A 23338-nucleotide genomic window follows, 5' to 3' on the forward strand; every position below is an offset into this window, starting at 1 on the left:
GCACCGCACGCAGAGCCCGTTAAAATTCCATTCAGTAATATCAATATGCTTTTTTGCGCATTGCGAGAATAAAAAGCGCCTCTTACTATTCGAATTAAGCATTCAAAGGCTTAAAGAATTCATTTAATGCGACATTGGAATGATTCTTGAAGTGTTTGAGTCACCGCTTGGGCTTGTGGCCCGAACATTTTTTCGAGTACCGATCAATGTCAGATGTAAATGCACCTGCCGGTCTGGCGGCCCTGGAAGCTCGTTTGCAGCAGGATCTGGCCTGGCTGGACCTGCCCGCCAGGCCCTGGGTCAAAGCCAGGATGAGCGCCGGGCAGGCAGTGCTTGATGTGGCGATCATCGGCGGTGGCATGGCTGGTCTTGCTCTGGCCGCAGAACTGCGCAACCTCGGCGTGGCGGCGGTGATTTTCGATCAGTCCCCGGCCGGTTTCGAAGGCCCTTGGGCAACCACCGCGCGAATGGAAACCCTGCGTTCGCCAAAGCAACTGACCGGACCGGCGCTGGGGCTGCCGGCGCTGACGTTCCGCGCCTGGTACGAAGCGCAATTCGGTATCGACGGCTGGGCATTACTGGACAAGATTCCACGCCTGCAATGGGCCGAATACTTGCGTTGGTATCGCAAGGTGCTGGCGCTGGACGTGCGCAACGAACACCGGGTGAGCCGGGTCGCACCCAGAGCGGACGGCCTGATCGAACTGGATATCGTGACGCCTGTGCAAACGCAATTCCTGCTGGCCCGGCATGTGGTGCTCGCCACGGGCCGTGACGGTCTGGGCGGCCCCTGGGTGCCGGATTTTGCCCGGCAGTTGCCGAAGCATTTGTGGACGCATTCGGCGGCGGGCCTGCAGGATGACTGGTTCACCGGCAAACGTGTGGCAGTCATTGGCGGTGGCGCATCAGCCATGGACAGCGCCGCCACTGCGCTTGAAGCGGGCGCAACGCGGGTTGACCTGCTCATCCGGCGTGCCGAGCTGCCTCGCATCAACAAAGGCAAGGGGGTCGGTAACCCGGGCATGGTTCACGGTTATTGGCGCCTGCCGGATATCTGGAAATGGCGTATTCGCCACTACCTGAACACTCAGCAAGTGCCACCGCCACGCGGCAGTACGCTCAGAGTTTCTGGTTCGGGCAAAGCCCGCTTCATGCTCGACAGCCCGGTGCTTTCAGTCGAACAGAACCCGGCTGGCGGCGTGTGGCTGAACACGCCCAAAGCGTGTATCGAGGCCGATTTTGTGGTGTTTGCCACCGGGTTTCGTACCGACTTCCGCCAGCGCCCTGAATTTGCCCCGTTTTCGTCGCAGATTCGCGTCTGGCAGGATCGTTTCGAAGCGCCGCAAGGCGAAACCGACAGCGAACTGGCGTTGCTGCCGGACCTGGGCAATTGTTTCGAGTTTCAGGAAAAGACCCCCGGCGGCTGTCCAGGGCTGAACCATATCCACTGCTTCAGTTACCCGGCAGCGCTGAGCTATGGCGCGGTGTCCGGGGATATTCCTGCCATCAGCGAAGGCTCCAAGCGTTTGGCCCATGCCTTGGTCGGGCAGCTGTTCAATGAGGACATCGCGCTGCATTTCGACACCATGCTCGATTACGCCGAGCCAGAGCTGCTGGGCGATGAGTGGGTGGCCAGCCAGCCGACCGCCGAAGAGCTGCGCCAATGATCGGCTGGGCGCTGCGCAGGCTCACTCAGTCGTTGCTGGTCATTCTGTTGATGACCGTGGTGGTGTTCGTCGGCCTCAATGCCATTGGTAATCCGATGGATATTCTGGTTGGTGAAGACCTCAATCAGGCCGAACGTCTGCAGGCCATCGCTCATCTGGGGCTGGATCAGCCGCTGTGGCAGCAGTACCTGATTTTTCTCAAAGGCGCGGTTCACGGCAATCTTGGGCAAAGTTTTGTGTACCACGAAGATGCCATGCGCCTGATTCTGCAGCGCTTGCCCGCGACCTTTGAGCTGGCGTTCAGCGCCTTGTTTCTGGCCGTAGTCATCGGTGTGCCGTTGGGCATGTTCGCTGGTATGTACCCCGAGCACCCGCTTTCCCGGCTGATGATGGCTGCCAGCATCGTCGGTTTTTCGCTGCCGGCGTTCTGGGTGGCATTGATGATGATCATGCTGTTCTCGATCACGCTGGGCTGGCTGCCGGCCAGCGGTCGGGGCGAAACCCGTGAATGGCTGGGTGTGCAATGGTCATGGCTGACGCTGGACGGTTTGCAACATCTGCTACTTCCTGCGCTGAACCTGGCGCTGTTCAAGATTTCGCTGGTGCTGCGCCTGACCCGTGCCGGAGTGCGTGAGGTGCTGCCTCAGGAATTCGTCAAATTCGCCCGGGCCAAGGGCCTGTCGCCGATGCGTGTGATGTGCATGCATGTCATGCGCAACACCATGATCCCGGTGGTGACGGTGCTGGCCATGGAACTGGGTTCGACTATCGCCTACGCCGTGGTAACCGAGAGCATTTTTGCCTGGCCCGGTGCCGGCAAGCTGATCCTCGACAGCATCAACATGCTTGATCGCCCGGTGGTGGTCGCTTACCTAATGGTGGTCGTGGTGATTTTCGTGGTGCTCAACCTGATCGTGGATGGCCTGTATTACCTGCTGGACCCACGCGTACGCATCGAGGCCTCCCGATGAATGTCATTGAAAAAGCCCCGATCGGCAGCACGCTGTTGCAGGCTCAATCGCCATGGCGGCGGGTGCTGACCGAGTTCTTCAGCTCACCGACTGCGGTGACAGGCCTGATGGTCCTTTTGGTCATTGTGCTGGTGGCTGTCCTGGCACCCTGGATCGTGGTGCAGAACCCCTACGACCTGATGCAGCTCAACGTGATGGATGCGCGAATGCCGCCAGGCAGCCTCAACATGGACAGCGGCTATACCTATTGGCTGGGCACCGACGGACAGGGTCGCGATCTGGTCTCGGCGATTATCTATGGCCTGCGCATCAGCCTGTGGGTCGGCATTGGCTCGGCGCTGATTGCGGCAGTGATCGGCACGTTGTTGGGGCTTGTATCTGCGTATGTCGGCGGCTGGGTCGATGTCTTGCTGATGCGTCTGGTCGACTTGCTGCTGTCATTCCCGGTCATTCTAATGGCGCTGATGATTCTCGCCTGGCTGGGCAAGGGCGTCGGCAACGTGATGCTTACCCTGATAGTGCTTGAATGGGCCTATTACGCCCGTACAGCGCGTGGTCAGGCGCTAACCGAAAGCCGTCGCGAATACGTCGATGCAGCGCGCGGGCAGGGCGTTGGTCCGCTGCGCATTGTGATCGGCCACATTCTGCCCAACTGCCTGCCGCCGCTGATCGTGATCGGCGCTTTGCAAATCGCCCGCGCCATTACCCTGGAAGCGACCCTGTCGTTTCTCGGTCTGGGTGTGCCGGTGACCGAGCCTTCACTGGGGCTGCTGATTGCCAACGGCTTTCAGTACATGCTCAGTAATGAATACTGGATCAGCCTGTTTCCGGGGCTGGCACTGTTGATCACCATCGTGGCGATCAATCTGGTCGGTGACCGTCTACGTGATGTTCTTAACCCGAGGTTGCAGCGATGAGCCTGCCTGAAGTGTCATTCGCGTCAACCCCGGTTACACAGCCAACCCTTGATGTGCGAGGGCTGTGCACCTCGTTCCATACCCGCGCAGGCGTGCTGCCGGCGGTGCGTGATGTGTCCTTGAGCGTGCAGCCGGGGCGTATTCTCGGCCTGGTCGGTGAGTCGGGTTCGGGCAAATCGGTCACCGGGTTTTCGATTCTCGGCCTTGTCGATGAGCCAGGGCGCATCAGTGGCGGGCAGGTGCTGTTCAAAGGGCGTGATCTGACCAAACTGTCTGCCTCGCAACTGCGCGGCATTCAGGGCAACCGGGTGGCGATGATTTTTCAGGACCCGATGATGACCCTCAACCCGGTGCTACGGGTCGACACGCAAATGATCGAAGCGGTGCGCGCGCATAGCCCGCTCGGCAGGCGAGAGGCCCGTGAGCATGCCAGTCGTACTCTGGCGCTGATGGGCATCGCCAGCCCTGAAGAACGCCTGCGCGCCTATCCGCATCAACTGTCTGGCGGCATGCGCCAGCGAGTGGCGATTGCCATTGCGCTGCTGCACGCCCCGGACCTGATCATTGCCGATGAGCCAACCACTGCGCTGGACGTCACCATTCAGGCGCAAATTCTCAGTGAGGTGCAGAAGCTGGTACGTGAGCAGGGCACCTCACTGATCTGGATCACCCATGATCTTTCCGTGATTGCCGGGCTGGCTGATGACGTGGCAGTGATGTACGCCGGACGCATTGTCGAACAAGGCCCGGTCGCCGAGGTGCTGGATCGCCCGCAACATCCTTATACACAGGGGCTGATCGACAGCCTGCCAAGTCGCAACAAGCGTGGCCAGCGCCTGCGTCAGATACCCGGCATGGCGCCGGACCTTCTGTCTACGCCTGCCGGCTGCGCCTTTGCGGCGCGCTGCTCCAGAGCGTCGCAGATATGTGTACAGAGCGACCCCGAACCCCACGAGGCGGGACCGCGCCAGACGGTTCGCTGCTTTCATCCGGGAGCTGCCGATGCCCAGTGATCTGATTCCCCTTATCGAGCTGCACCAGGTCAGCAAGACCTTCGGCAAACCGGTGGCCGAACACTCTCTTCAAGGACTGCTGCAGCGACTGCACCTGACCCGTCCGAAACCGGTGACCCATGCTGTGGATCGAATCGATCTGCGGATCATGCGTGGCGAAGTGGTCGGGCTGGTGGGCGAGTCGGGCTGCGGCAAATCGACCTTGGGACGCATGGTCGCCGGGCTGCTGCCGGTCTCGTCAGGTGTCGCGTCGGTGGACGGCAAGCCGCTCGACAGCCTGACGACGCAGGAGCGCAAGGCGCTGCGCCTGAAAGTACAGATGATTTTTCAGGACCCGTCCTCAAGCCTCAACCCGCGCCTGCGGGTCGACCGTATCGTCGGGGAGGGCGCGCTGCTGCATGGCCTGACCGACCGCAAAGGGGCTGATGATTACGTCAGTGCCCAGTTGCAACGTGCCGGGCTCAGCCCGCAGTTGCGCCAGCGTTATCCCCATCAATTCAGTGGCGGTCAGCGTCAGCGCATCGGCATTGCCCGTGCACTGGCGGTGCAGCCGGAACTGTTGGTATGCGACGAGTCGGTAGCAGCGCTGGACGTGTCGATTCAGGCCCAGATTCTCAACCTGTTCATGGACCTGCGCGACGAGCTGGGCCTGACCTATCTGTTTATCAGTCATGACCTGGGCGTGGTCGAGCATCTGTGCGACCGCGTGGTTGTTATGTACCTGGGCCGTGTGGTCGAGACCGCATCGGTCGATGACCTGTTTGCGCGTGCCAATCACCCGTATACCCAAGCCCTGCTGGCGCAGATCCCGCGCTTTGATATCCGCAGTACCCGTTATGACGCGATCCAAGGGGAAATCCCCAGCCCGCTGAACCCGCCAACCGGGTGTCATTTCCACCCTCGCTGTCCGCACGCCATGGCGCGCTGCCGCGAGGAAGTTCCAGCGCTGAGGGAGGTTTCGCCGAACCACCAGAGCGCGTGCCATTTGAATGATCAACGCTGAACGAGCGCCTGAAGCTCGTCACCCTCTGCCATTGCGTACAAGGAATCACCCATGAAACCACTCGTTCGTTCGTTGTTAGCGTCGGCCCTCGTTCTGGCCGCTGGCAGTGTCTCGGCGCAGGACTTGCGTATCGGTTATGCCGACCCGGTATCGTCGCTCGATCCCCAGCTCAACAACTATGCCGGCGACCGTTCGGTGGCGCTGCATGCCTTTGAATCGCTGGTCAGCCGCCGCGATGACAAGACCCTGCCGGGCCTCGCCAAGAGCTGGAAGGTTGTCGACGACACCACTTGGGAATTTGCCCTGCGCGATGACGTGAAATGGCAGGACGGCACGCCGCTGACCGCCGACGATCTGGTCTTCTCCTTCGAGCGCGCCCGCAGCGTACCCGGCAGTGTCGCGTCTTATGCAGGTGCCATGCGCACCGTTGAATCGGTCAAGGCCAAGGATGAGCACACGCTGATCATCAAGACTCGTCTGCCTAACGCCAACCTGCTGCCGGACGTCGATTCGATCTACATTGTCAGCCGTCATGCAGGTGCGACCGCCAGCAGCGCCGATTACAACTCGGGCAAGGCCATGATCGGCACCGGCCCTTACCGGTTTGTCTCATTCGTGCCGGGTGATCGCACTATCTTTGCCCGTAACGACAGCTACTGGGGCGCGAAACCAACCTGGGACAAGGTTGATTTTCGCTTCATCGCCACCGCCGCCAACCGTACTGCGGCCTTGCTGGCGGGTGATGTGGACGTGATCGACAAGGTGTCGCCCACCGATGTAGAGCGCCTGCGCAAAACGCCGAGTGTCAATGTCTTCGCCTATCAGGGCCTGCGTGCGCTGATCATTCAACCGAGCTTCCGTGCCGGACCGAATGAGTTCATTCGTGACAACGCAGGCAAGCCGCTGGCCGAAAACCCGCTGCTGGATGTGCGGGTGCGCAAGGCGCTGTCCCTGGCGATCAACCGCCCGGCCATCAATGAACGCATCATGCAAGGCACCGTCACCGAGGCCAATCAATGGATGCCGGCCAATACGTTCGGTTACAACCCGCAGATCAAGAACATTCCCTATGACGTCAAACAGGCCAAGGATCTGCTGGCGCAGGCAGGCTTTCCCGAAGGCTTCCAACTGACTGTGCATGTGCCAGGCGACCGTTATCCGCAGGCACCGGAGGTCATGCAGGCGGTGGCGCAATTCTGGACGCGGATCGGCGTCAAGGTCCAGCTGGAGGTATTGCCGTGGGCTGTGTACGCGGGCAAGGCCAACAAGAATGAACTCGCGATCAGTGTGATTGCCTGGGGCAACGGGACTGGCGAAGCGGCATATGCCCTGACCAACATTCTGACCACGGTCGACAGCAGCAAGGGGCAGGGCGCGTCCAACTGGGGGCATTACAGCAATCCGCTGGTAGACAAGGCACTGGCTGATTCGACCGCCGAATTCGACGAGGCCAAACGGCGCAAGATTCTTCAGGACTCGGTTCAGGTGGTCAGCGACGACGTCGGCATCATCCCGCTGTTCCACTACCAGAACATCTGGGCGGCGCGCAAAGGCCTGAAGGTCGAGCCGCTGGTCAGTGACCGCACGGCGGCAACCATGGTTACCGAACAGCCTTGATCTCCTTTCATTCACGTGCCGCTTCTTGAAGCGGCTGCGCGCATGCAACCACAGCATTGCAGGACCTGTCATGACATCGACCACTGAACATTCGACGCCTCCGGACACTCTGGATAGTCTGTTGGGCATCGCGCCAGCCAGCCCGTTGCACGCAATTCGGCATGCGCGGGACAAGGTCGCACTGGCGACCCAGGGTAGTCAGGATTTGTTTTTTGCCCCGACGCTGGAGCACAACCTGTCGTTGAACGAGCGTCTCTGGGTTGCCTATTACGCGACCCTGCTGAGTCTGCAACCGACCCTCAGCGAGCATTATCTTTCGCAATTGCAGGCGACTGGCGCGCAGGCAAGCGTACTGGCCGATGTGAGCGCCAGCCGAATCGACCTGCTGGAGGACCCGCGCCTGGCTGCGATCCTGCGCTTTACCCGCACCCTGATCGAGTCTCCGGTACACGGTGATCAGAGCGCGTTGCAGGCGCTGCAAAAACAGGGCCTGAGCACCGCTGAAATAGTGGTGCTGGCGCAACTGATCGCATTCCTGTCCTACCAGGTGCGTCTGGCCGCAGGGCTGGGTGCGTTAAAGTCTGCCGGAGCAGCCTGATGAGCGAACTGATTGAAATTGAAGGCTTCACCAATCAGGTACTGGGCTGGAAAGCCTGGCTGCCAACCGTGGACCTGAACAGCGCGACCGCCGGGCAGGTTGCGGTGCTTGAAGAAAGCCATCCGCAGGCCAAGACCTCGGATTACTACCTGACCCTGGCACATCACCCTGACATCCTTCGTCAGCGCTCACAGGCGTTCAACGCGATCATGTACGCACCGGGTGGCCTGTCGCGCGCCGAGCGGGAGCTGGCGAGCACTGTCGTGTCGCGGATCAACCGCTGCGTCTATTGCGCGTCAGTGCACGCGCAACGCTTCGAACAACTGGCCAAGCGCAATGATGTTATCGCCCAGGTATTTGCCGACCCCCATACGGCAGGTACGACCGCGCGTGAAAAAGCCATCGTGCAGTTCGCCATCGACCTGACGCTCGAGCCGGCCTCGCTCAACGCCGGGCATATCAATGCACTGCGCGAGCAAGGGCTGGACGATGCGCAGGTGCTGGACCTGATTCACGCTATCTCGATATTCGCGTGGGCCAATCGGCTCATGCTCAATCTGGGAGAACCAGTGTTTCCCGAGGTTTAAAGACTGCGGTGTTCTCAATCGCTGCCGCGCTTCAGTAATGGCCGGGGCGAAGTCTGGCCCGGTCGTTGCAGGTTCGCTGTACTAGTGGATAAGCGACCTGGTCACGATTGAGGTAACGGAATGCTGATAGCGCACATTTCTGACACGCATGTACGACCCAGAGGGCTACTCTATCAAGGCGTTGTCGATTCGAATGCAATGCTGGCGGCTGCCGTCGACACGATAAACGCCCTGGATCCGCCGCCTGATCTGATTCTGTTCAGCGGTGATCTGGTGGACGAGGGGCGACCCGAGGAGTACGCAATGGCCCGAGAGCTGCTGCAGCCGCTGCGCCAGAGGCTTTTGATGATACCGGGCAACCATGATCATCGGCAGAACCTGCGTAATGCCTTCCCGGAGCACGATTACTTCATCAATGAGGAAAACTGCAGCTTCGTCGACTCAGGTTCCGCGCCGATGCGCATTATCGGGCTGGATATCAGCGTGCCCGAACAGCATCACGGCGATATGACCGATACTGCCACCCAATGGCTGGATCGCATACTGGCGCTGGAGCCTGACAAACCGACGCTGATCATGATGCATCAGCCGCCGTTTTCAAGTGGCATTCACTGCATCGACGCCTATCGCTGTGAAAGGGGCGAGCGGCTGGCCGAGGTGGTCTCCAGATACCCGGCTGTCGAGCGAATCGTCTGCGGTCATATTCATCGTTTCATGCAGCTGCGCTTTGGCGGCACGCTGATGTGCACGGCCCCGAGCACGACGACGGCCATTGCCTTGCAACTGCGCCCGGATGCTGCCGACGCTTCCTATGTCGAGCCTCCCGCGCTGTTGCTGCACCACTGGAAGGCCGACACCGGTCTTATTACCCACTGGGTGCCAATAGGCCGTTTCGAGGGGCCTTTTGACTTCGCTTGAACCGACATATGAGCCTGGCAACCATGCGCTGTCAGGCCACTTGTTCCTTGGCCAGATTGACCAGAATGATGCCCGCGATGATCAGGCCGATACCGCTCACGGCCATTAACGTGGGCACCTGTTGATAGCGAAACGCGGCAATGACAGTGATCAGCGTAATGCCCAACCCTGACCACATGGAGGTGATCAGGGACATGGGCAAGTCCCGTTGTGCATACCCCAGGCAGACGATTCCGAGCCCGTAGCCCGCGATAGAGGCAATAACCGGGACCCAACGGGTAAACCCGTTACTTTCTTTCAGTGCGATGGTCGCCACTGTTTCAGCGACAATTCCTGCAAGCAGGAACAAATAGGCTTTTATGAGCATGGCGGCAGATCGCTTTTCAGGCATTCAGGAAGGGAGAGAAATGATGCGGTCGGCGTAAAACCCGTTGAACGGGGTGCGCAGGGACACCGAGTAAGCGCCGGTCGATTGGAATTCCAGCCAGTCGCTTTCCCTGATATCGCTGGCGAGCGAGTAGGGGAAGGCCAGGCGATCCATGCTGTCGCAGGTGGGGCCGAAGATATTGAACGTGTTTTCCGCAGCACCGGTGTAAGGGGTGCCTTCTCGCCACACGCGTGCGGGAAATTGCAGCCACTGCTGGGCTGAGAGCAAACCGCCAAAAATACCGGCACCACAAAAAACGCTCTGTTCGCGTCTTGAAAGCACCCGTGCAAATAGCGACATGCCGCCGTAGACCAGACCACGACCCGCTTCGCAGATCAGGTTCAGGTCCTTCAGTGTCGGGCTGGTCTGGATATGCTCGCAGACTCTGCCAACCAGGTCTGGCGTGTTACCCATGGAGTTCAGGTAATTACCCGGAAACCCGCCACCGATATCCAGGTGCCTGACGTGCTCGGCGGTGTCGCGCACAATGGCATCGGCGTCATTGAGGGCCGCGAGCCACGGGCCGTCTTCAAGGGCTTGCGAACCGACATGGAATGACAGCCCGAGTGACCACTCGGTGCTGGACGCCACTTGATGCACCAGTTGCGTCGCTAACACCGGACTTGCCCCGAATTTTCCTCTGAGATCATAAACCGCCGTCGACTCGGAGGGTGCGTAGCGCACGAACAGGCTGATCGTGCTGTCGCGTTCGGGCAACACGTCCCGCAACTTCGAGAGTTCCTCCTCACTGTCGAGCACAAATGAACGCACGCCATACCGATAGTAAGCCTCGTGCAGGCAATGGCGGGACTTCACTGGGTTCATCAGGTATTGAACTGCATTGGGCAGCGTGTTGTGTACCGTCTGCACCTCTGCAAGCGACGCCACGTCAAAATGATTGATACCGCCCTGGCTCAAGGCTTCAAGTACTTGCTCAAGTGGATTGGCCTTCATTGCATACAGCACGGTACCTGGAAAACAGCCACTGAATTGCTGCGCATTCCGGGTGATCCAGCGCGGGTCAACGGTATAGAAGGTGTCGTTGGTGTCGTCGGCTAATTGTGCAAGAAGTGTGTCCACGTTGAACTTCCCTGGCTTCGAAGTGTGAGCAGAGCTTGAGCAAGCTTCGTGCCACTGCTTTATCAGACGGCTGAACAAACTTAACGGCAGTGATCTAATAAACATGTATACAAGACGATAATCCAAAACAGTGCGATTTCGACGTTATCGAGTCGGCGTGGTGCAGTTGCTTACGCGCCCTGAAATAATAAAAATGGATAGCACTTTGCTACTTTTAAAAGTGGCTTATACATAATTCGATACATATATTAAAGTTTTCATATTTCGAAAGTTCACGGAAAAAAGTCATTTAAATTAAAGGCTTGCCGATCTTTCAGTCACGCTTTAGGCCGGCGTTGGCGATTATCTGGCACCTTGCCAATACACGATGATCAATAACGGTGGCACGCCACTTGCTGGGTACAACATCGTGAAGTAATGGGGCTTGTTCCATTGCGTCAGCGCTCGCGTTAACGACGACAAAGTAATTCATGGTCATGGATCAGGCAGGGGGTTGCTCGGCAAGCCGAATAGCAGCCCCAATGAAGTCACCGTTATCGAGTGGAAGGTGTACATGGATTTTCGTGCTTTTTATTCAGGCAACGCCCTGCAGTTTCTGGCCTCGCGCCAACTTGCTTTTTCTGAACTGGAAGAGGTTGTAAAACGCCAGTATGCCGATGCACAACTGGCGCTGATCAGCAGCTCTCCCGTACATGGCATCGCTAATGCGGCCAGTGATATAGACCTGATATGTGTGACCGATGATCGGCAGTCCGATCAATCGATGGCCTCGCAGATTTACCACAATGAACACCATATGGAAGTGGTGGCATTTGCCCGAGAAGAAGTTCACAACGCGTTCTCCCAACTGGCGACGGACGCACACAAAACTACCGCACAGAAACTCGTTGCATTCAAGCAGTGGGACAAGCAGCAGGCGGTATCGCGAAAGTACCTGGAGCGCCTGGTCTGCGCGGTGTCGACCGATCAGTCGCTTCCTTATCTGGACAGTCAGAAGGACTTGAGTTCGATCTGGTCGGTGGCAGCGTTCGACGACTTCCGCCAGAGCGCCTGCTTTTCAGTGCTGGCCTGGCGCAGTGGCGAATACCGCGCGGCCGCCGCCTATGCCTGCAACGCCGCACTGTTTCTGATGAACGCGACGCTGGCCAGCCACGGCTGGGTCAACTCCAATCGCAAGTGGACACTCCTGCGATGGGACCGCGCGCTCAACCGGCACGGCATGCTGAATGACGACGGCCTTGCCCGTGCCATCGGGCAGTTGTGGCAACGCGCCTATCCTGCCTGCCGCAATGGATTGCAGGGAGCAGGCCTCATGCAATTGTGTGAATTGACCCAGCTCGCCGAGCAAACCTTTGCCTGCGAAGCGGACTATGCCGCATTAAAACCAGGTATCGAGCGTTCCGCCGCCAGTGCGTTTTTGCCGGGGGTCGACTTTGTGCTCACCGACGATCAACAGGCGACGCTATTGGCACGTCTGGATGTGCCAGAGCTGTCCAGCACCCGCCCGATCGATCTTGCCGAGCAATCACCTGAGGCTGCCGCCTGTCTTCTGCGCGCTGCGCGTGCCGGACTCGTCAGCTTCTCACTCAAGGATCACAACCCGATGCAGGGAGCACACGCATGACTGCAATTTCAGCACAGGCAGCCGGTCGCCAGTGGTTTCCCCGGCTGAGTGGCGGCTATGTATACCCGGCAGGGCCTTACGCGCAAAAGCTGATATCAGTGGCCTGGTTGCTGATGACCGAGCTTGAAGCCTATCTGGAGGACCTCGAAGGCGCGGCGAACGAGCCTCAAGTGGTGGATGCGCTGAGAATCAAGCTGGCTGAATTGATGGTCGACATTGACTGCCGACTCGCCGGTGCCGACACCCCGAACGAGTTGCACCAGTTCGCCTTGTTCAGTGAATACGGGCTCACAGACGTCGTTGCTCACTCCGGGCCAGTCGCCGTCGAATGGCTGGGCGTGCCCACGGATACCGATGCCGACCGCAGTGATGAGGCGAGCCGGTTAATCGAGCTGTTCAAGGAAGTTCTGCAGGCCTTTCCCGGAAAGCTGTTCAACCCGTTGCTGCCGGGTACTCAGGGCCAGGTCCTGCGGACCCTGCGTGACTGGGACCGCTCCTGCCGCCTGGCAGGACGCGATGCTGCCTTTCTGGCTCCTTTGATGAGGTCTCTATGAACAGTCATGTCATGACCGCGCCTGCAAGTGTGCCGGTGCGCAAATCATCGTTTGTCGAGCGTTACGGGGCGGTTTTCGGCCGCGAGCAAGGCCTGATGCTGCGAATGGCAGGGCTTACCGCAGCCGAGCACTCGGCCCAGGGTTCGTGGATAACCGATGACACCGGCCGGCGCTGGCTGGACTTTGGTTCATTCGGGCTGCATCTGCTGGGCCATCGGCACCCCGCGGTGGTCGCTGCTCTGACGCGGCAAGTGACGTCGCTGGGCCTTTCAAGTCGGATATTGGCCAACGAACCCAGCCTCAGCGCAGCCGAGCGCCTGGTGGCCTGTATCGGTCGGCCGGGCAATGGCGTGCTGTACGGCAACAGCGGTTCGGAGGTCATCGAAGCGGCGCTCAAACTGGTGCGCATGCAGACCGGCAAGCGGCGAATCATCGCGTTGACTCATGCTTATCACGGGCGCACGAGTGGCGCGCTGGCGGTCAGCTATGGCTACAGGGGGCACGCCTCGCTGATGCATGCCGAAGATGTGGTGTTCATCGATGCCGGTGATCTGGACGCTGCACGCAAGACACTGGCAGAAGGCGATATTGCAGCGGTCATCGCCGAGCCTGTTCAGGGAGAGGGCGGAATCAGGCCGGTGGACCTGAGCTTTCTGGGAGAACTTGCCGGGCTATGCCGCGAGCATGACGCGTTCATGATTCATGACGAGATTCAGTCAGGTCTGGGGCGCAGTGGTTCGTTGGTTTGCGGCGCGCCAGCCGACATCATCGTGTTCGGCAAAACCCTGGGCGGTGGCGTGTTCCCGGTTGCCGCCGCCATTTACGACAGCAGTCGGTTCGGCGCGCCCGCGCGTGATCCTGTCGTGCATGCCTCGTCCTATGCGGGCAGCGCCCTGGCCGGGGCAGTGGTCAACGCGGTGCTCGACGTGGTTAGCGATCCCGCATTCTGCGAACGCGTCAATGAGCTTGGGCAAGTGGCCATGGACATCCTGCGCAAACGTCTGCAGGACTGCCCGGCAGTGGCTGAAGTACGCGGTAGTGGCCTGATGATCGGTGTGGAGTTCACCTCCAGCAACTATGTGGCGCAGACCCTGATCGAGGCCGCACACCGCAACGTGCTGCTGGCTTTCTGCCTGAGCGCAACCCGGGTACTGCGGGTTTATCCCGACGCGACCATCACCCGGGACGACCTCGAACAGGGCATCAACAGTTTCTGTGATGCCGTCGATGCGGCCTATCGTTCCATCCAATGACGGAGATTTCCTATGCCTGATGTATCAACCAGTGTGCTTCTTGGTGACTTCGAGCCTGGCGAAGTGTGGCCGATCCTCTCGGACTTCGCCCGCTATCCCGACTTCATGAGTGATGTGCTGGAGGTGATCGTTCACCCCCGGCAGAGTGAATATGTCTCCAGTACGTGGCGCGTGCTGATCAATGGCAGCGAGCTGACCTGGACCGAGCAGGACTGGCTGGTGACGAACGAGCGTATCGAGTTCAAGCAGACCGATGGTGACCTTGAGGTCTGGTACGGCGAGTGGCTGCTGATACAACGCGCCGATGGCTTGCATGTGGACCTGAATGTCACCTTCGACCTTGGCATCCCGTCGCTGGCCGAGGTTTTGCACCCCATAGGCGAACGAGCGATTCGCGCCAATAACATCCAGATGCTCGACGGTATACGCAATCAATTGCTCGCTCGCCGTCATCAGCGGGTTGCGGCAGGGGGCTGTTGATATGCGTTCGACACTGATCATTACCGGTGCCAGCGGCGCACTGGGCTCCTGGTTCGTGCGCGACTGGCTCAGTCAGCATCCGGAGTCGCATGTCATAGCCTTGTGTCGTTCCGGGCAAGCTGCCAGTCGCTGCCTGCAAGACCTGCCGGTGGACAGCCGCTCGCGGCTTGAGTGCCGTATCGCCGACCTTACCGACGCCGCTTCCCTGAATGCGCTGGCGGACACCATGCCAGTCATCGAGAGCGCCACGGCAGTCCACCTCGCTGCCGATGTGGCCTGGGACAAGACGTTCGAAGAGATGCATGAGCTGAATGTCGAAGGTGCGCAGCTGTTCTGCGGTTTTGTCCAGAAACTGGTGCGCAAGCCTCACTTCATCTATGTGTCCACGGCTTTCACGCAGTGTGAAGGCTGGACCTATCGCAACGGTTATGAGGAAAGCAAGGCCGCTGCGGAGCGGGGTTTACGTGAAACCTTCGGCAGGCAAATGCCGATTTCCGTGTTCAGTTGCAGTCTGGTCATCGGCGCTACGAGCGACGGCGCAATCAGCCGTTTTCATGGGCTGTATCCGTTGATCCGCTTCATCAATACCTTTTCACCACCGTTTCTGGTCGGCAACCGCCAGGGGCTGTTTGACCTGGTGCCTATCGACTGGGTGGTCGACGAATTGATCCACCTGGTCAGTCATTGCGTTGCAGGTGGCGACGCGCGCGAGGTCGTGGCATCGGCAGGGGATGCGCGGCTGCCTTATGAGCAGGTGATCCGCATCATCGAGTCGCGTGTCGACCGGGCGCGCCAGGCAGCAGGCGTTGCGCCGCTTACCCCGGCACCGATCCTGCGCAGTCGGCAATGGGCGTTCCTCAAGCGCTCGCTGGTTGCATGGCGGCCGGAGGGTATTTCAACCAGAGATTTCCGCTATTTCGAGCGCTTGTTACAGATCTACGGCGTGTACGCCGAAAGCGATCTGGTCAGACCCCCGTTGAATGTCCGGCACCCGGCACCCAGCGCAGAAATATTTTTACCCAGAGCGGTGGATTACTGGCTGGCTCATGCGCCCGATGCGCGGCTCAGCCTCGACAGGCTTGTCGCGAAATCAGCGGCAATGCACGGTTAGCAGGCCCTTTCAACGATTGAACGGGAGATGAAAGATGGAAGACACAATCGAACTCGACACGATGGACAGTGGCGCTTACGACCGACGCTCGGAGCGCGCCAGGTTGGCACGCGATAACCTGTCACTGACCTCGGATCTCAAGCAACTCAGCAACTGGCGGCAGGCATTGCAGATAGGCGTGCAGTGGGCGGTGATCGTCGCCGCAGTCACGCTGGCTGAAGTCAGCGATTCGACGCTGGTTTGTATTGTCGCCGTAGTCGTCATTGCGACGCGACAGCACGCGTTGCTGGTACTCATGCACGACGCGGCGCATTTGCTGATCAGCCGTGACAAGCGGCGTAACGACCTGATCTCCAACGTCTTTCTGACGTTTCCTCTGACATTGAGCACGTCACGTTATCGGGCTCACCATATTGCCCATCACAAGCACCTTAATACGCCTGCCGACCCGGACTACGCCGATGCGTTCGCACCGCCAAGTTCGGGGTTGTTCTGGCAGGCCTTGCTGCGCGACATCAGCGGGTTGTCGACCCTGCAATCGTTACGCACGATGGACAGTTTCAGCGTGATCGGGCTTTTCACCAGCCCTTCGCCCGCGACCCGCACCGAGCGCTATCAGGCTTTGGCTTTTTATGCCTGCGCAGTGCTGCTCATCAGCGCTTTCAGTGCCTGGCCGGGCGTGCTGTTGTACTGGCTGGCACCGCTGGTGTTCTTTCTTCCGCCGATTCTGCGCATTCGCAGTCTGTCGGAGCATGCCGGGCTCTCGACCCGGAGCGTGAAGCGCGATGCACGCAGCGTCAGCCCGGGCTGGCTGGAACGAGGGTTGTTTGCACCGTGCAATATCAACAGGCACTGGGAGCACCACCTTTTTCAACAGGTGCCCAGCTATCACCTGGGCACCTTGTCGCGACGCCTTGCTCAGCGCCTGCCAGGCTCGGCCGCCGCCTGCAACACCGAAGGCTATCTTTGGGGCGCGCGCAGCATGCGGGCCGAATTGTACGGTGCGAACGGGCAGGCACGCGCCGTGGCGTCTCTGGATCAGGAGGCTTGAACCCATGATGCTGACCGGTTCTGAAATAGTGAAAATGCGCGAAGTCGGCAGTGTCGTCATCGAGCCTTTCGACCCCATTCATGTCGAGGTCAATTCCTACGGCTGTCACCTGGCGGATCTGCTTCTGGAGTACCGCAGCGACCGCATCGATCCTCACGGGGAGCTGGAGGTGGTCGAGCATCATATTCCGCCCGAAGGCTTTGTGTTGTACCCCAACCGCTTTTACCTGGGCGCCACGGCCGAGCAGATCGGCGGTATCGATTTTGCCAGTGAGCTTTACGCCAACGTTTCCACCGCCTCCTGTGGCGTTTTCATTCAGACCAGTGCGCCGCTCGGCCACACCGGCGCGGCCATCAGCTGGACCCTGGAGATCGTCGTTACCCAGCCGGTGCGGGTCTATGCCGGCACCAAAGTGGCCAAGGTCTGCTTCTGGGCAAACTTCGGCCTGACCACCTGTTATGCGGGACGCTACTTGGGCTCCAAGAGCACCGTGCCCTCGAAAATCATTCTGGATTGACCATGATACTGACCGGTAGTGAAATCGAAAATCGTGTGCGTTCGGGTGAAATCGTCATCAGTCCTTTTTCCCATGAGAACGTCAATCCCAACAGCTACAACTTCCGCCTGCATGACCAGATGAAGGTCTACGAAGACGATGTGATCGATGTGCGCACCGAGGCGTCCACCCGAACCATCGAAATCGGCCCGGAAGGCTATGAATTGCAGCCGATGAAGCTGTACCTGGCTTCAACCATAGAAACCATGGGCAGCACCCATTTCGTACCCACTTATGCGGCGCGTTCCTCGATTGCAAGACTGGGGATGTTCATCAACCTGTCGGCCCCACTGGGCGACATTGGTTTCGTCGGACGTTGGACCTTGCAGTTATATGCGCTGAACCGCATCCGTGTTTACCCCGGCATGAACATCGGTCAGATGATGTTCTGGAACGTCAAAGGCGATATCGAGCTGTATTCCGGGAAGTACCAGGGCGCGACCGAAGCCTTCGCGTCACGCATATTCATGGATTTCGAAAAGACGCCACGCCCACAGCCACTGGTGGTGCCCAATCTTGCGCCGTTTCCGGTTCTGGCAGCCCAGGAGGACGTTGATGCAGTCCCGGATGCACTGACCAGTGGGCCCGCTCGGAGAGCCACTGACCTTCCACTGATAGCAGGAGGCCGTCGTGTCCAGTAAATACTCAACCCTGCAACAGCTTGCCGATACATTGCCGGTGCCGCCCCTGAGCGCACTGGACGATGCAGACTACCGCGTGCTCTGGCACGACTTCGCAGACCGCAAGCAGGCTATTGAAGACACGTTGAAAACCGTGCGCATCACCGCAGGTGCCTTCCTTGACGAACACATGGACAGAATCGCCCGGCTGGCCGAGTTTGAATGGAGTGAGGCTGCCGACAGCCATCTCCAGGCGCTGCTTGAGCAAGCGGGCTTTGATGCCGGCAGCGAACTTGCCGTACGTTCTTCGGCGAATATCGAAGATGGTAATCAGCACAGTTTTGCCGGGATTTTCAGCACACACCTTTCGGTGCAGGGGCTGCAAGCGCTCAAGACGGCGGTGCTTGATGTATGGCGCTCCGGAGTTTCCCGCCAGGCCATTCTGGAACGCTTGCGAGCGTCGATGCTGGAAACGCCGGTAGAGATGACGGTGATCGTGCAGCGCATGGTCAAGGCCCGCTTCGCAGGCGTAGCCTTCAGCCATGATCCGTTGAGCGGGGAGGCAGTAACGCTGATTGAAACCGTCGCATCGCTGGGCGAAGCGATGGTCTCCGGGGTAGAGAAGGGCATGTCGGCGCGGGTCAGCGACCAGCAATTACTGGGTTGTGACCCCGCGCTGGAGCCTCACAAGGCGTTGCTGCTGGAAGTGGCGACACTGGCTGCCAATGCATCTGCGGCGCTGGGGCTGCCCGCCGATATCGAGTGGGCGGCTGATGACCAGAAACTCTGGCTGCTTCAGGCAAGGCCCGTCACCAGCCTGCGCGAAGCACGCAGCCTGGAGCCGGTCCTTGAATGGGCCGAACTGTATATCGCCAGTGATGATGCGCTAATGGATTTCCGGCCATTGCCTGCCTTTGCGCAGTATTTTCGAAGCAAGCGCCGCCCGCTGGCGTTGTTCGCGCAAACCCACGGCGTTTCTGCGGGCCAGGCGCTGTTGGTCAAGGCAAACCGTCAGGGACTGGTCGAGCCAGCAATGAGCCAGGTGCTTTTGGACCGACTCAATACCGATCAGGTCGTGCTGGACTTCTCCGATCAGGTACGCCAGCAGATCCTTGAGCGCGGCGCATTGCTTGAACGGCTGCTTGAGCTCAGTGATGAGCGTGTTGTGTGTTTTGTGGTCCGCGAGTTTCTGAAAGGTGAAACAGGGCTTATCACTCAGGCGTGCGATGACGGCTCCACGACCTGCGAATGGTCATCGGAAGGCTTGCTGGCGATCAATCGCGGCATCGCCGGAACGCAACGCGCCCGGCTGGTAGCGCACGATCCGACTGGCCCGGCAGATGCCCTGCAATTGCACAGCATTACTCACGCCGCCGGCGAACTGTTGGGCTCGGTGCAACTGGAGTGGGTGAGAGCGGGGCAGCAGTTGCACCTGATTGATTTCTCGCCGTTGTCGACGTTCGTGCAGGTAGAGGACTCAACGGAGATCCGCCTGATTTCTCCAGGTTATGCCGACGGGCCGGTGGTTGTAGTAACTGCCGGTCGGCAACTGGAAGAACTGAGTATCTCGGCCACCGTGTCGATCAACTCGATCCCCACGTCCAGCTCTCTGGGGGCTGAACTGGAGGAGCTTGAGCGACAACTGCGTGCTCATGACGGACAAGCCATTGTGGTCTCGCCACGCCCCTACGCGGCACTGGCGGCGTTGCTGCCGTTCGCACGCGGTTTTGTCTTCGAGCAGGCGTCCATGCTTTGTCATCTTTCGATCCTCTTGCGTGAACACGGCATCCCCGCCGTGGAGTCCGAGGCGCTGTATCAACAGGGGCTTGCCGGACAACGGATCACTTTCAGTCAGAGCCCGAAGGCGCTGCCTCACTCTGTCAACGAAGTACGGGAGCTACAATGACTACGGATATTTCACTGCTGTTCTTCGATCCGCACACCCTCAACGGCAGCCTTGATTCTGCGCTGGTTGCCATTGTCGACACAGAGGCTGCGCGGGCCCGTCACTCGGACAACGGTCTGTTCATTCCCAGTGGTACGTTGCATGCGCAGTGGCTTTCCAACGCTCATCACACCCATGTGCCGATGCCGATGAAGGACTTCGACTTTCAAGTCTTCAATGCCGGGCAGCGCAAGCGTACGCAAGACAGTCGTTCACGCATGCATGTGCTGGACCCGACGCTTCACCGTCGGCCGTCCGATCAGGCGCTGATGGCCACTCTGGCGGTGACTCATCACCTCGGTAAATGCAGCGTTTATCACTATATCCATGAAGGCGAAGCCGGTGCCTTGTTCCTGCACCTGATGGATGTCGAACCGGTAGAACGCGCTTCCTGGAGGGCCTGGCAACGTTTGGCCAGATCCGCCGCGGCGCGTGTGGCCGCTTCGCAACCGATGCTCAGCGACGACTGCTGGTACGTGCGCTGGCGCCCGGAAATGGAGCTGGAACGTAAATTCACCTCGTTTCAGATACCTGACATGTGGCAGTTGTCCACCGCGATGCACAAAGCGTTCGGAGAGGGCGCTTTCAAGGACCTGGTGCTGGAAATCGACCGTGACTTTCAAACCTACGATTATGAATCGCACATTTTCGAAGTGACGGGCGACCCGCTCGAAACCGGTTACATCTCGTTCATTCCTCAGGCCGATGGGCTGATGGCGGTCAAACGCAAATGGTTTCTCGAAAACGCCGAATTGCGCCGCGAGGACTTCAACACCGATCAGCCGGTAGCGTTTGCCGACATCGAAAGTCACGCCCGCTCGATGACCTCGGCAAATCTGTGTCGGCTCAAGCCGTTCAGGCGCACCCGGATCGACATCAATTTCGAATCGCTGAGGACCGGCAATGGTTTTGGCGCGTATTTCGATGTCTGCCGCATGGTTGACGGCAGCGCAGAGTTCGCTCAGGTCGAGGTCGAGTATTGCCGCAGCAGAACATTGCACACGCTACGTGAAGTTGAAGAGGACTTTGAAACCGTATCCAACGTGATGCGTGATTTTCTGGCGGAGCGAAACCTGCCGTTTCAGCAGGATCTTTATTCGAAACTCGACTTTGCCCGTGAGGCGAGTCGGCTCTGAATTCACTTTGCCGGGGAGATAATCATGTCGCAATCCACGACCACGCAAACGGCTATTGTGTTTGGTAGCTGGAAGATTCGCCATCAGGAGCCTTTCGGTAGCGATGACCACACGTTATATGCCATCGCTGCGGACACGGCGTTGCTGGGCGAGCTGACCGCGGTCGCTGACCTGCGAGGCAGCCACCGGGTTCTGGCCCGCTGGGACGCCGATGGGGCAATGCTTCTTGATGATGAAAACGGTGATCTGGGCGACGAAACTTGCCACAACCTGTCCGGAGCCGCCATCCCGCTTGCGATCATCACGTTACAGGCGGACCACGTATATATCAGTCACCTGCTGAATCGCATTGATGTGCATCGTTCGCTTTTCGTACAACCTCCGCTTGAGATCGACCAGCCCGCAGTCCCGCAGAACCTGTTGATGGCTCTGCGCGACGCGTTCGAACGTAACCACTTGGCGATCAACAATTGGGAATGTCGCTACGCCACCACCGAGCAGACGTATGTCGAGTCCTTCGAACTGCCCCCCGACTGCCATGCGCGGATGCTCGGCGAGGCCTGGTTCGATGCCAGTTTCAGCCCGGCAATGGCGCCGTTCACCAGCCAGTGCGGTGACGAATTTCAGGTCTGGGATCATCAGGTGACCGCCGCCCGTGATGAAGACGGGGGCTATGTGTGGGTCGAGCATTGCAGCCGCAAACGCAAGCTGGCGGTCAATGAACCCATCGTGCAGTTGTTTCGCAGTGCGCCGGGGAGCTTTTCGGGCACTGTGAAGAACCTGTCGCTGGGCTCACCGACGCTGGAGGCTATGGCCATGAGCGTTGACAGCACATTGCAGGCACTTGGCGAGTATCGACGTTATGCATTCAGTGCGCCGTGCGAGTCGGTGCAAAGCGGCAACCTGTTCGTGATCACGTTCGAGACCTGCACGCCACTCGCTGCGCATTCGGCCAGCACGACACGCGGTGACGTGCGCTTTCTCAAGTCCCGAGGCGTAATAGACCCTCAAGCAATCAACGCCGATCTGCGCGAGCTGATGAAACGTCTGCACGCGTTTCTGGACGAGCGTCGCCAGGAATGCTGGCCGCTGGCCGACCGTTTTGCATTTCTGCACTCGCCATCGCCCTTTATCGCCACCCGGGAGAGCCTGTACTCATGAGCCGCTATCTTTGCAATGGACGCTATCGATTCGAACTGGATGATCAGACCTCGGGCTCCGCACTGGCGCAGCGGCTGCGAGTCTTCCTCGCACCTTACTTTGCCGAAGTCGCGGACGACGGCCAGACCACCGTCGACTTGAGGGTCCGGCTGCACGACAGCACCGCCTTCAAGCCGGAATGGATTGGCCTCTGCGCCACCCCCGACATCATTCGCGAAACCTATGCCCCTGGTTTTACCCTGCGTGTTCTGCGTGGCCACGACCCTCAGACCGGTCTGGACTACGCCTGGGATGCCGATACGCAGGTCGGCTACCGGATTGACCGGGCGCGTCACACTGTGGATTTTCACGGCGACGAAAATGCATTCATCCACTTGATCGAGCTGGTGCGCTACTACGGCCTGCTGGTCGAGCAGGCCAAAGGCAGTGTGATCATGCATGCGTCGGCGGTGGTCGGGCCGGACGGTGGAATCGTTGCAATCGGCGGTGCGAAGGGAGCTGGCAAGACCACTACCATGCTGGATCTGGTGCTGTCCGAGGGGTATCTGTACTTTTCCGGTGACAAGCTGTTGCTGGACTGTATCGACGGCCGGGTTCGTGCCCGTGGCTGGCCGGACTACCCGCATGTCGGTGTCGGCACGCTACGTACACACCCCGAACTGGCCAAACGACTCGATCTGGCTGCGGTGGCCGATGACCTGTCGATTGCACACACCGAAAAACGCCTGTGCATGCCAGAAACCATGCGCGCCGCACTCAAGGCCAGCCCTGAAGGGTGTGGCTGGCTGCAAACAGTCGTACTGCCCAATGTAGCTGCGCGGGGCAAGTTGCAGATCCATGCGATGGGGCACGATGCGATTCTGGAGCAAATCCACTCGCCCACGCTCTTCGAGTGGCCGCACCGTTTCGTGACCTCAACCTGGCACGGCCTGCTTGACGCCACTTCGCTGACCGATACCGTGCCAGCGCAGATCGTCCGGGGGCTGCTCGGCGTGCAATGGCAAAGTCGTGTCGGCGTGGCGCGTGAACTCATCAGCGCCTGAGATAAG

General features: G+C 59.4%; 23 protein-coding genes. 21 read left to right on the forward strand and 2 right to left on the reverse strand.

Translation table 11 applies throughout. From position 1 onward, the window contains the following. Positions 1-206: 206 nt before the first annotated feature. The 9 genes from RYB66_RS06985 (at position 207) to RYB66_RS07025 (ending at position 9291) form a co-directional block, all read left to right on the forward strand. On the forward strand, positions 207-1667 hold the full coding sequence (locus tag RYB66_RS06985) for an NAD(P)-binding domain-containing protein (protein ID WP_005743659.1): 1461 nt from the start codon (positions 207-209) through the stop codon (positions 1665-1667). Then, positions 1664-2638: an ABC transporter permease gene (locus tag RYB66_RS06990; RefSeq protein ID WP_002553733.1), complete on the forward strand. Its 975-nt coding sequence runs from the start codon at positions 1664-1666 to the stop codon at positions 2636-2638. The genes RYB66_RS06985 and RYB66_RS06990 overlap by 4 nt, the downstream gene beginning before the upstream one ends. Further along, positions 2635-3555, forward strand: a complete 921-nt coding sequence (locus RYB66_RS06995; RefSeq protein ID WP_316894113.1) for an ABC transporter permease — start codon at positions 2635-2637, stop codon at positions 3553-3555. Before RYB66_RS06990 ends, RYB66_RS06995 begins: the two co-directional genes overlap by 4 nt. Beyond that, positions 3552-4568 carry an ABC transporter ATP-binding protein gene (locus RYB66_RS07000; protein WP_316894114.1) on the forward strand — a complete coding sequence of 339 codons (1017 nt, stop codon included), beginning with the start codon at positions 3552-3554 and terminating at the stop codon, positions 4566-4568. Before RYB66_RS06995 ends, RYB66_RS07000 begins: the two co-directional genes overlap by 4 nt. Next, complete coding sequence (locus RYB66_RS07005; protein WP_005732069.1) at positions 4558-5571, forward strand: ABC transporter ATP-binding protein; 1014 nt, start codon at positions 4558-4560, stop codon at positions 5569-5571. Before RYB66_RS07000 ends, RYB66_RS07005 begins: the two co-directional genes overlap by 11 nt. 51 nt (positions 5572-5622) lie before the next feature. Then, positions 5623-7188 (forward strand): ABC transporter substrate-binding protein, encoded by a 1566-nt coding sequence (locus tag RYB66_RS07010; RefSeq protein WP_057404699.1) that lies wholly within the window; start codon positions 5623-5625, stop codon positions 7186-7188. Between the two features lie 70 nt (positions 7189-7258). Beyond that, positions 7259-7786, forward strand: a complete 528-nt coding sequence (locus tag RYB66_RS07015; RefSeq protein WP_005743664.1) for a CMD domain-containing protein — start codon at positions 7259-7261, stop codon at positions 7784-7786. Continuing rightward, positions 7786-8373 carry a peroxidase-related enzyme gene (locus tag RYB66_RS07020; protein ID WP_005743666.1) on the forward strand — a complete coding sequence of 196 codons (588 nt, stop codon included), beginning with the start codon at positions 7786-7788 and terminating at the stop codon, positions 8371-8373. Before RYB66_RS07015 ends, RYB66_RS07020 begins: the two co-directional genes overlap by 1 nt. A gap of 120 nt (positions 8374-8493) precedes the next feature. Continuing rightward, the gene (locus RYB66_RS07025) at positions 8494-9291 is read left to right on the forward strand and encodes a phosphodiesterase (RefSeq protein WP_042915739.1); all 798 of its coding nucleotides are present in this window, start codon (positions 8494-8496) and stop codon (positions 9289-9291) included. Between the two features lie 31 nt (positions 9292-9322). Here the strand turns inward: RYB66_RS07025 and RYB66_RS07030 are convergent, their stop codons facing one another. Both RYB66_RS07030 and RYB66_RS07035 read right to left on the reverse strand, forming a co-directional pair. Next, positions 9323-9658: a DMT family transporter gene (locus tag RYB66_RS07030; protein WP_004662130.1), complete on the reverse strand. Its 336-nt coding sequence runs from the start codon at positions 9656-9658 to the stop codon at positions 9323-9325. 24 nt (positions 9659-9682) lie between these two features. Then, a complete protein-coding gene (locus tag RYB66_RS07035) occupies positions 9683-10798 on the reverse strand; it encodes a decarboxylase (RefSeq protein ID WP_005743668.1) in 1116 nt (371 codons plus the stop codon). Between the two features lie 553 nt (positions 10799-11351). Here RYB66_RS07035 and RYB66_RS07040 point away from each other — a divergent pair. From RYB66_RS07040 to RYB66_RS07095, 12 genes are read left to right on the forward strand one after another with little or no spacing between them, the layout of a single operon-like run. After that, positions 11352-12422 (forward strand): DUF6001 family protein, encoded by a 1071-nt coding sequence (locus RYB66_RS07040; RefSeq protein ID WP_004667599.1) that lies wholly within the window; start codon positions 11352-11354, stop codon positions 12420-12422. Next, complete coding sequence (locus RYB66_RS07045) at positions 12419-12976, forward strand: DUF6031 family protein (protein ID WP_005743669.1); 558 nt, start codon at positions 12419-12421, stop codon at positions 12974-12976. The genes RYB66_RS07040 and RYB66_RS07045 overlap by 4 nt, the downstream gene beginning before the upstream one ends. Further along, a complete protein-coding gene (locus tag RYB66_RS07050) occupies positions 12973-14229 on the forward strand; it encodes an aspartate aminotransferase family protein (RefSeq protein WP_046832861.1) in 1257 nt (418 codons plus the stop codon). Before RYB66_RS07045 ends, RYB66_RS07050 begins: the two co-directional genes overlap by 4 nt. Positions 14230-14241: 12 nt before the next feature. Next, a complete protein-coding gene (locus RYB66_RS07055) occupies positions 14242-14709 on the forward strand; it encodes a type II toxin-antitoxin system RatA family toxin (RefSeq protein WP_005732080.1) in 468 nt (155 codons plus the stop codon). A 1-nt stretch (position 14710) separates the two neighbouring features. Then, positions 14711-15820: an SDR family oxidoreductase gene (locus RYB66_RS07060; RefSeq protein WP_005777451.1), complete on the forward strand. Its 1110-nt coding sequence runs from the start codon at positions 14711-14713 to the stop codon at positions 15818-15820. A gap of 34 nt (positions 15821-15854) precedes the next feature. After that, positions 15855-16871, forward strand: coding sequence for a fatty acid desaturase family protein (locus RYB66_RS07065; RefSeq protein ID WP_005743673.1), 1017 nt, complete (start codon positions 15855-15857; stop codon positions 16869-16871). Positions 16872-16875: 4 nt separating this feature from the next. Next, positions 16876-17388, forward strand: coding sequence for a dCTP deaminase domain-containing protein (locus RYB66_RS07070; RefSeq protein ID WP_004667600.1), 513 nt, complete (start codon positions 16876-16878; stop codon positions 17386-17388). Between the two features lie 2 nt (positions 17389-17390). Then, positions 17391-18068: a dCTP deaminase gene (gene dcd, locus RYB66_RS07075; RefSeq protein WP_005777449.1), complete on the forward strand. Its 678-nt coding sequence runs from the start codon at positions 17391-17393 to the stop codon at positions 18066-18068. After that, complete coding sequence (locus tag RYB66_RS07080; protein WP_005777447.1) at positions 18058-19953, forward strand: PEP/pyruvate-binding domain-containing protein; 1896 nt, start codon at positions 18058-18060, stop codon at positions 19951-19953. Before dcd ends, RYB66_RS07080 begins: the two co-directional genes overlap by 11 nt. Beyond that, the gene (locus RYB66_RS07085; protein ID WP_054082906.1) at positions 19950-21128 is read left to right on the forward strand and encodes a hypothetical protein; all 1179 of its coding nucleotides are present in this window, start codon (positions 19950-19952) and stop codon (positions 21126-21128) included. Before RYB66_RS07080 ends, RYB66_RS07085 begins: the two co-directional genes overlap by 4 nt. A gap of 24 nt (positions 21129-21152) precedes the next feature. Beyond that, the gene (locus RYB66_RS07090; RefSeq protein ID WP_005743677.1) at positions 21153-22289 is read left to right on the forward strand and encodes a hypothetical protein; all 1137 of its coding nucleotides are present in this window, start codon (positions 21153-21155) and stop codon (positions 22287-22289) included. Then, on the forward strand, positions 22286-23332 hold the full coding sequence (locus tag RYB66_RS07095) for a hypothetical protein (RefSeq protein ID WP_005743678.1): 1047 nt from the start codon (positions 22286-22288) through the stop codon (positions 23330-23332). Before RYB66_RS07090 ends, RYB66_RS07095 begins: the two co-directional genes overlap by 4 nt. Positions 23333-23338 lie beyond the last annotated feature (6 nt).

The sequence above is a fragment of the Pseudomonas syringae group sp. 243L2 genome, assembly GCF_032587875.1.
GTDB lineage: Bacteria > Pseudomonadota > Gammaproteobacteria > Pseudomonadales > Pseudomonadaceae > Aquipseudomonas > Aquipseudomonas amygdali.

What these genes read in the sequence shown, in the direction of transcription:
- RYB66_RS07040 (WP_004667599.1), top strand. Translation starts at nt 11,352, where the DNA reads ATGGATTTTCGTGCTTTTTATTCAGGCAACGCCCTGCAGTTTCTGGCC.
- RYB66_RS07070 (WP_004667600.1), top strand. Translation starts at nt 16,876, where the DNA reads ATGATGCTGACCGGTTCTGAAATAGTGAAAATGCGCGAAGTCGGCAGT.
- RYB66_RS06985 (WP_005743659.1), top strand. Translation starts at nt 207, where the DNA reads ATGTCAGATGTAAATGCACCTGCCGGTCTGGCGGCCCTGGAAGCTCGT.
- RYB66_RS07060 (WP_005777451.1), top strand. Translation starts at nt 14,711, where the DNA reads ATGCGTTCGACACTGATCATTACCGGTGCCAGCGGCGCACTGGGCTCC.
- RYB66_RS06995 (WP_316894113.1), top strand. Translation starts at nt 2,635, where the DNA reads ATGAATGTCATTGAAAAAGCCCCGATCGGCAGCACGCTGTTGCAGGCT.
- dcd (WP_005777449.1), top strand. Translation starts at nt 17,391, where the DNA reads ATGATACTGACCGGTAGTGAAATCGAAAATCGTGTGCGTTCGGGTGAA.
- RYB66_RS07050 (WP_046832861.1), top strand. Translation starts at nt 12,973, where the DNA reads ATGAACAGTCATGTCATGACCGCGCCTGCAAGTGTGCCGGTGCGCAAA.
- RYB66_RS07005 (WP_005732069.1), top strand. Translation starts at nt 4,558, where the DNA reads ATGCCCAGTGATCTGATTCCCCTTATCGAGCTGCACCAGGTCAGCAAG.
- RYB66_RS07030 (WP_004662130.1), bottom strand. Translation starts at nt 9,658, where the DNA reads ATGCTCATAAAAGCCTATTTGTTCCTGCTTGCAGGAATTGTCGCTGAA.
- RYB66_RS07020 (WP_005743666.1), top strand. Translation starts at nt 7,786, where the DNA reads ATGAGCGAACTGATTGAAATTGAAGGCTTCACCAATCAGGTACTGGGC.
- RYB66_RS07095 (WP_005743678.1), top strand. Translation starts at nt 22,286, where the DNA reads ATGAGCCGCTATCTTTGCAATGGACGCTATCGATTCGAACTGGATGAT.
- RYB66_RS07025 (WP_042915739.1), top strand. Translation starts at nt 8,494, where the DNA reads ATGCTGATAGCGCACATTTCTGACACGCATGTACGACCCAGAGGGCTA.
- RYB66_RS07065 (WP_005743673.1), top strand. Translation starts at nt 15,855, where the DNA reads ATGGAAGACACAATCGAACTCGACACGATGGACAGTGGCGCTTACGAC.
- RYB66_RS07045 (WP_005743669.1), top strand. Translation starts at nt 12,419, where the DNA reads ATGACTGCAATTTCAGCACAGGCAGCCGGTCGCCAGTGGTTTCCCCGG.
- RYB66_RS07085 (WP_054082906.1), top strand. Translation starts at nt 19,950, where the DNA reads ATGACTACGGATATTTCACTGCTGTTCTTCGATCCGCACACCCTCAAC.
- RYB66_RS06990 (WP_002553733.1), top strand. Translation starts at nt 1,664, where the DNA reads ATGATCGGCTGGGCGCTGCGCAGGCTCACTCAGTCGTTGCTGGTCATT.
- RYB66_RS07015 (WP_005743664.1), top strand. Translation starts at nt 7,259, where the DNA reads ATGACATCGACCACTGAACATTCGACGCCTCCGGACACTCTGGATAGT.
- RYB66_RS07090 (WP_005743677.1), top strand. Translation starts at nt 21,153, where the DNA reads ATGTCGCAATCCACGACCACGCAAACGGCTATTGTGTTTGGTAGCTGG.
- RYB66_RS07055 (WP_005732080.1), top strand. Translation starts at nt 14,242, where the DNA reads ATGCCTGATGTATCAACCAGTGTGCTTCTTGGTGACTTCGAGCCTGGC.
- RYB66_RS07000 (WP_316894114.1), top strand. Translation starts at nt 3,552, where the DNA reads ATGAGCCTGCCTGAAGTGTCATTCGCGTCAACCCCGGTTACACAGCCA.
- RYB66_RS07010 (WP_057404699.1), top strand. Translation starts at nt 5,623, where the DNA reads ATGAAACCACTCGTTCGTTCGTTGTTAGCGTCGGCCCTCGTTCTGGCC.